The sequence below is a fragment of the Trinickia dabaoshanensis genome (assembly GCF_002879885.1).
Lineage (GTDB): Bacteria > Pseudomonadota > Gammaproteobacteria > Burkholderiales > Burkholderiaceae > Trinickia > Trinickia dabaoshanensis.
Genome location: NZ_PNYA01000001.1, coordinates 426,860 through 433,345 on the forward strand (window position 1 = coordinate 426,860; position 6,486 = coordinate 433,345).

The 6,486-nt window shown below is 63.3% G+C and carries 6 protein-coding genes; 4 read left to right on the forward strand and 2 right to left on the reverse strand.

Annotation, left to right across the window (positions count from 1 at the left end; all coding sequences use genetic code 11):
• Window positions 1–237: 237 nt before the first annotated feature.
• Complete coding sequence (ahpC, locus tag C0Z18_RS01960; RefSeq protein ID WP_102643647.1) at window positions 238–801, forward strand: alkyl hydroperoxide reductase subunit C; 564 nt, start codon at window positions 238–240, stop codon at window positions 799–801.
• Between the two features lie 110 nt (window positions 802–911).
• Window positions 912–2,510 (forward strand): alkyl hydroperoxide reductase subunit F, encoded by a 1,599-nt coding sequence (gene ahpF / locus C0Z18_RS01965; RefSeq protein WP_102643648.1) that lies wholly within the window; start codon window positions 912–914, stop codon window positions 2,508–2,510.
• A 134-nt stretch (window positions 2,511–2,644) separates the two neighbouring features.
• Here the strand turns inward: ahpF and C0Z18_RS01970 are convergent, their stop codons facing one another.
• Window positions 2,645–2,884: a RidA family protein gene (locus C0Z18_RS01970; RefSeq protein ID WP_102643649.1), complete on the reverse strand. Its 240-nt coding sequence runs from the start codon at window positions 2,882–2,884 to the stop codon at window positions 2,645–2,647.
• 433 nt (window positions 2,885–3,317) lie between these two features.
• Between C0Z18_RS01970 and C0Z18_RS01980 the strand changes: the two genes are divergently transcribed.
• Both C0Z18_RS01980 and C0Z18_RS01985 read left to right on the forward strand, forming a co-directional pair.
• Window positions 3,318–4,592 (forward strand): ferredoxin reductase family protein, encoded by a 1,275-nt coding sequence (locus C0Z18_RS01980; RefSeq protein ID WP_158244186.1) that lies wholly within the window; start codon window positions 3,318–3,320, stop codon window positions 4,590–4,592.
• Entirely contained in the window at window positions 4,589–4,957 is a 369-nt protein-coding gene (locus C0Z18_RS01985; RefSeq protein WP_102643652.1) for a cytochrome b5 domain-containing protein, read from the forward strand. Before C0Z18_RS01980 ends, C0Z18_RS01985 begins: the two co-directional genes overlap by 4 nt.
• A 60-nt stretch (window positions 4,958–5,017) precedes the next feature.
• On the opposite strand, the gene C0Z18_RS01990 is transcribed toward C0Z18_RS01985, so the two are convergent.
• Window positions 5,018–6,082 carry an ArsO family NAD(P)H-dependent flavin-containing monooxygenase gene (locus C0Z18_RS01990; RefSeq protein ID WP_102643653.1) on the reverse strand — a complete coding sequence of 355 codons (1,065 nt, stop codon included), beginning with the start codon at window positions 6,080–6,082 and terminating at the stop codon, window positions 5,018–5,020.
• Window positions 6,083–6,486 lie beyond the last annotated feature (404 nt).

Here is a 6,486-nt window from a genome sequence, read left to right on the forward strand (position 1 = left end):
ATACCATACGCGACGCCGCCGCGGCCCCCGCCGCACGCCGCTACCGTGCCGCCGATCGGCTCTTTGCTTTCGGGAAGCCTTCGTTCGGGCGGATTGCGCGCCCCAAAACTATGAACCCATTAGGCTCGCTCTATCGCTTAGATAGAGACTATCGAATTGCGTTTCTCAAGAGTTTTCGTCAATATAGAGCCTGTCAGACGAAATCGTTCCACCCCACCCACTGTTCGAGGAAACTTCATGTCGCTTATCAACACCCAAGTTCAACCGTTCAAAGCACAAGCGTTCCACAACGGCAAGTTCGTCGAAGTCACGGAACAGTCGCTCCTGGGCAAATGGTCGGTCGTGATCTTCATGCCGGCCGCGTTCACGTTCAACTGCCCGACCGAAGTCGAAGATGCGGCGGAAAACTACGCCGAATTCCAAAAGGCCGGCGCTGAAGTCTATATCGTCACGACCGACACGCACTTCTCGCACAAGGTGTGGCACGAAACGTCGGAAGCCGTGGGCAAGGCAAAGTTCCCGCTCGTTGGCGACCCGACGCACCACCTGACGAACGCCTTCGGCGTGCATATCCCGGAAGAAGGCCTCGCACTGCGCGGCACGTTCATCATCAATCCGGAAGGCACGATCAAGACGATGGAAGTGCATGACAACGCGATCGCCCGCGACGTCTCGGAAACGCTGCGCAAGCTGAAGGCCGCGCAATTCGTCGCCGCCAACCCCGGCCAAGTGTGCCCGGCCAAGTGGAAGGAAGGCGCGAAGACGCTGACCCCGTCGCTCGACCTGGTCGGCAAGATCTAAGCGTGACCCTTCTCCGTCAATCGAATTGACGAATTGACGGGCCGGCCGGGGCTCGCTCCGGCCGGCGTCGAAACAGCAAGTCCGCAACTTTTCAAGCATCGAGGATCATCATGTTGGACGACAGCCTCAAGGGCCAACTTCAGGCCTATCTGCAACGCGTGACCCAGCCGTTCGAAATCGTGGCATCGCTGGACGAGCAAGCAAGCTCGCGCGAACTCGAAGAACTGCTTCAAACCATCGCCGGGCTGTCGGACAAGATCACCGTGCGCACCGACGGCAACGATGCGCGCAAGCCGTCCTTCAGCCTAAACCGCGTCGGCGGCGACCAAAGCCTGCGCTTTGCGGCGATCCCGCTCGGCCACGAATTCACCTCGCTCGTACTCGCCCTGCTCTGGACCGGCGGCCATCCGCCCAAGGTCGAGCCGGAACTCATCGAGCAAATCAAAGCCCTCGACGGCGACTATCGCTTCGAGGTCTACATGTCGCTCTCGTGCCACAACTGCCCGGACGTCGTCCAGGCGCTGAGCGTGATGGCCGTGCTGAACCCGCGCGTCCAAACCGTCGTGATCGACGGCGCCTTGTTCCAAAGCGAAGTGGACAGCCGTCAGATCATGGCCGTGCCGAGCGTGTATCTGAACGGCGAGATGTTCGGCGCCGGACGCATGGATCTCGCGGAAATCGTCGCCAAGCTCGACACCGGCTCGGCCGAGCGCGAGGCAGCCAAGCTCGACGCCAAGGACGCGTTCGACGTCCTGATCGTCGGCGGTGGCCCTGCAGCGTCGGCCGCGGCGGTCTATGCCGCGCGCAAGGGTATCGACACCGGCATCGCCGTGGAACGCATGGGCGGCCAGGTCAACGACACGCTTTCGATCGAGAATTACATCTCGGTGCTCGAAACCGATGGCCCGAAGTTCTCCGCGGCGCTCGAGGCGCAAGTGCGCCACTACGGCGTCGAGATCATGTCGCAGCAACGCGCCGTCGAATTGATTCCGGCCACGGAGCCGGGCGGTCTCGTGAGCGTGCGGATGGAAAACGGCGGCACGCTCAAGAGCCGCAGCGTCATCGTCTCCACCGGCGCGCGCTGGCGCAACGTGAACGTGCCCGGCGAGCAGGAGTACAAGAACAAGGGCGTGGCCTACTGCCCGCACTGCGACGGCCCGCTGTTCAAGGGCAAGCGTGTCGCCGTGATCGGCGGCGGCAACTCGGGCGTCGAAGCGGCGATCGATCTGGCCGGTATCGTCGAGCATGTGACGTTGATCGAGTTCGCCGACCAGCTCAAGGCCGACGCCGTGTTGGTGGCCAAGCTCGGCAGCCTGCCCAACGTAACCGTGCGAACCAACGCGCAGACGACCGAAATCACCGGTGACGGCAATAAGGTCAACGGTCTGTCCTACAAGGATCGCGCGAGCGGCGCGGAGCATACGGTTGCGCTCGAAGGCGTGTTCGTCCAGATCGGCCTCGTGCCCAATACCGAATGGCTCAAGGGCACGGTGGAGCTGAGCCGATTCGGCGAGATCGTGGTGGACGCCAAGGGGCAAACCAACGTGCCCGGCGTGTTCGCCGCCGGTGACTGCACGACGGTGCCGTACAAGCAGATCGTGATCGCGGCGGGTGACGGTGCGAAGGCGGCGCTGAGCGCGTTCGATTACCTGATCCGTACGCCCGAAGTGCCCGAGCCGGTCAAGGCCGCGAGTGCGGCCGCGGCTTGAACGCAAGGCTTGATCGATAGAACGAATGCCCGCGCAAGCGGGCATTTTTGTCGATCATCAAGCGGCCGTTCGCGCGCTGACGCGATCGACGAGCGCCGCCGCCACCGCATGGGCCGACAATTACAGCACATCGCCTAAGCGCCGCGTATTTCCACCATCGCCTCGATTTCGACGGCAAAGCCTTTCGGCAACGATTTGACGCCGATCGCCGAGCGCGTATGCTGCCCTCGCCGGTCGAACACTTGAACCAATAAATCCGAGCAGCCGTTGACGACCTCGGTGTGTTCGGTAAAGTCCTCCACCGCATCATGAGCGGCGACCGAGCCAAAAACCGATTTATTGCTCGTGGCGTCATGTTGATATCGGCGCCTCATCGTACTGATCTGGATCAACGTAGCGCGGTACTCGATGCGCTAGCTTGCATAGCGAGCCCGGTGCAGACGAACCGAATCGCAGGCAACCCGCGCGTATTCGACGGCCCGAGCCAAAACCAGCCCCACCTCGTATGCGCCCGCTTTATTCCGTCCGCTTCGTGCTGGCCTCTACGCTCTTCATCGTGCTCACGGCGGCCCGGGCAGGTCCGTGGCACGCGGCGTCGCCCAATACTTATGGGTGGCGGTTGATGACGCCTCAAGAGCGAGAGGAGCACCAGCGCCGCATGCGCGGCTTTACTGCGTACGAGGAATGCAAGGCCTATCAAGCCAAGCATCACGCGCTCATGGCCGAACGTGCGCAGCAAGCAGGGTTGCGGCTAGCACCTCGCCCCGATTCGGGTTGCGAACAATTGCGCGCAAGAGGCCGATTGCAATGAGCCTCGAGCCGAGCGAACGCAGGCAACGCGTGCCCATCATCTCCATCCTCGCCTTGGCGTCGGCGCTGCTGCTTTGGTGGTCGTTCCCGAGCGAGTTGCCGCTGTGGCGCGGCATCGCGATCGTCAGTGCTTGGCTCGGCACCGCCATGCTGGCCGTCTGCACCGTTCTCATGGTTCGCGAGCCCCATCTCGCTCGCGCGCTGGGCGGGCTCGAGCGCTGCTATCTCTGGCACCACCGCTTTGGCGTCTTTGCTTATCTCGCGGTCGTCGTGCATCCGCTCGCGCTCGCCTTGGACGGCTGGACGGAATCGCCCCATGTGGCGTGGGCCTCGCTGGCTCCGTGGTTGTTGGCATGGCCCGTATGGCTTGGCTGGGGTGCACTCGTTCTGATCATGGGCGGACTGGCGGCCACGTTCAACCGGCGGCTGACCTACCGTCGCTGGCGAGGCTTGCACCACTTGTTGGGCATCGGCGTGCTGCTCGCCTTCTCTCACGTGTGGATACTGCTCGGCGAGCCCGCCCCGCCGCTCGGCATCGTGGCGATCGGCGTACTCGCCCTCAGTTGGAGACTCCTAGCGGCTGACCTCGGCCTCGCAGCGCTGCCCTACCGCGTCACCGCCGTGGGTCATCCGGCGGCCGGCGTGATCGAGGCTTCGATTGCGCCCCGCGGCGCCGCACTCGCCGTCGTGCCCGGACAGTTCGTGCTCGCCGCCTTCGATCGCGACCCGCACTACCGCGGCTGCGGCGAATATCATCCGTTCACGGTTAGCGCGATTGAAGCGGAGCACCGCCTGCGCGTCACCGTCAAAGGGCTGGGCTCTTGCTCGACGCGGCTGCAAGCGCTCGAGCCCGGTGCGTTGCTACGACTGCAAGGGCCCTTCGGCAGTTTTCTATCGGAGGCCGCCGATCGGCCCGAGCTCTGGATCGCGGGCGGTATCGGCATTACGCCGTTCATCGCGGCGTTGCGCGCTGAACCGCGTGTGACGCCTACCACGCTGATCTATCTCTATCGCACGGCCGCCGATGCGGCTTTCCTCGAAGAGCTCGCGTCGCTGGCCAGCAAAGATGCGAATTTCAAACTCATCGCCAATGCCACCGGCGATCGTCCCCCTGCGGTCGAAACGTTGACGGCCGGCATCGCGCAACTGACCGAGCGTCGCGTTTATCTCTGCGGGCCCGCGGCGATGGTCGATGCGATGACACGTGGGCTCATCGAGCTCGGCACGCCGCCCGGAAACATTCGCTACGAGCGATTCGACTTCCGCCTATGATGCGCACGCTCTTCACCGCCGCTACCGTGATCTTCTGGCTCGCCGTCGGAACGTTTTGGGTGGCCGATCGCTGGATCGCCAAGGACACGGTTGAACACGACTTAACCGCGGCCGATGGGACGTGGACGCTCGCGCAAATCGCCGGGCACGATCGGCCCGAGGACTGCTGGATGGCGATCGATGGCGCTGTGTTCGATCTCACGTCCTACCTGCCGCGGCATCCATCGAACCCTGCGATCGTCCTGCCGTGGTGCGGCAAGGATGCAACCCAGGCTTACCATACGAAAACCAAGGGTCGGCCGCATTCGTCTTACGCCGATCGGCTGCTATCCGAGCTTCGCATCGGCACGCTGAAACGGCCGTGAATGCGGCGCCGCCGGGCAGGCGCCACACACATCGGCGAGCGATGGAGCCCGCTGCAAAATCTATGATTCGTCTGCAGCGAGAAACTGCGCGATATCGCGCACGGTATCCCGGGCACCGCGCATGACGCCGATCAACGTCGCCGACGCCGCGCCGCACCATTCACCGTATCCCACCAACCACAAACGCGGCTCCCCCATAGCGCGCGTCCCCTCGGTCCTCGGTACTCCATCCGCGTCTCGGATCAGCAGTGAGTCCACGTGACGGAGCGCGGGCCGAAAGCCGGTACACCAGAGCACGGCATCGACGCGAGAACGGGTGCCGTCGGGCCACACCACGCCGTCTGCCTCGAAGTGCGTAAACGGCCGCACCGAGTGCAGCGCGCCCCGCTCGCGCGCCGCTCGCACGGGCGGCACCATGACGATATCGCCGAGTCCTCCTACCGGAGCCGCGCCCGCTTGCCCATCCCTCGCGGCTTTCCATCGCGCAGTCGCCCGTTCGAAGAGGACTTGGCCATCGACGTCGTCCGGAAGAAACGCGGGCTCGTCCAACGTCACCCACGTGGCATTGCAAAGCGCCGATATCTCCGCCAAGATCTGCGCGCCCGAATTGCCGCCGCCGACCACCAAGACGTTTTGTCCGCGCAGCTCGAGCGGATTTCGATACCACGCCGAATGGACTTGGCGACCCCGAAACGCCGCGCGCCCCGGGTAGTCGGGGATGTAGGGGGCACTCCAAGTACCGGTGGCGCTGACCACGGCCTTTGCGGAGAAGTCCCCTTGCCGAGCGCGCACGAGCAGTCGGCCCGGAATACGTGAAACCGACTCCACGTGTACCGGGCGACGAATCGGGAATCGATAGCGGTCCTCGTATTTCGCTAGATAGTCGATGACCTCATCGCGCGATGGATACGTTGCCTGCGATGCAGGCATCGGCCAGCCCGGCAGCGAACTCCACTGCGCCGGCGAGAACAGGTGCAGCGAATCCCAGGTATGCCGCCATGCGCCTCCCGGTGCAGGCTGGTCGTCCAGAACGATGTAATCGATCGCCCCTCGACGCAAAAAATATGAAGTGGCGAGCCCGGCTTGGCCGCCGCCGATCACTACGACATCGACTTCAGTAACCATCGTGTTCTCGACTAGTCGTTCATCTGAAGTGGAGTATCGAGCCCCGGCATTCTTTCCTCAGCGCAGAGCCTGCGGACGCGGTTTCGTATGAAGTAATTCCGGCCGGTTTCGCGCATGAATCGGCCGAATGCTGCGGCGCAATTGTTGTATCGAATATGTCATAGCCTTGCGTCGATGGCTAATGCCTCAGCCAGCGCTCGAGCCCGTCGCGCAATGGAAAACGGTGCGAGCGCGCACGCGGGGGCGTTGCTTCCGGATACAAACGGTAACGACATTGTATTCCTCGGGGACGGCTTTCTCGGACAATGCGATCGTAGGCACTTGATCAGGGGATTTAAATGAAAACCAAACGCTGGGCGCTCTTGGCCGTCACTAGCATTGCGCTGGCTGTATCGTCGGTATCG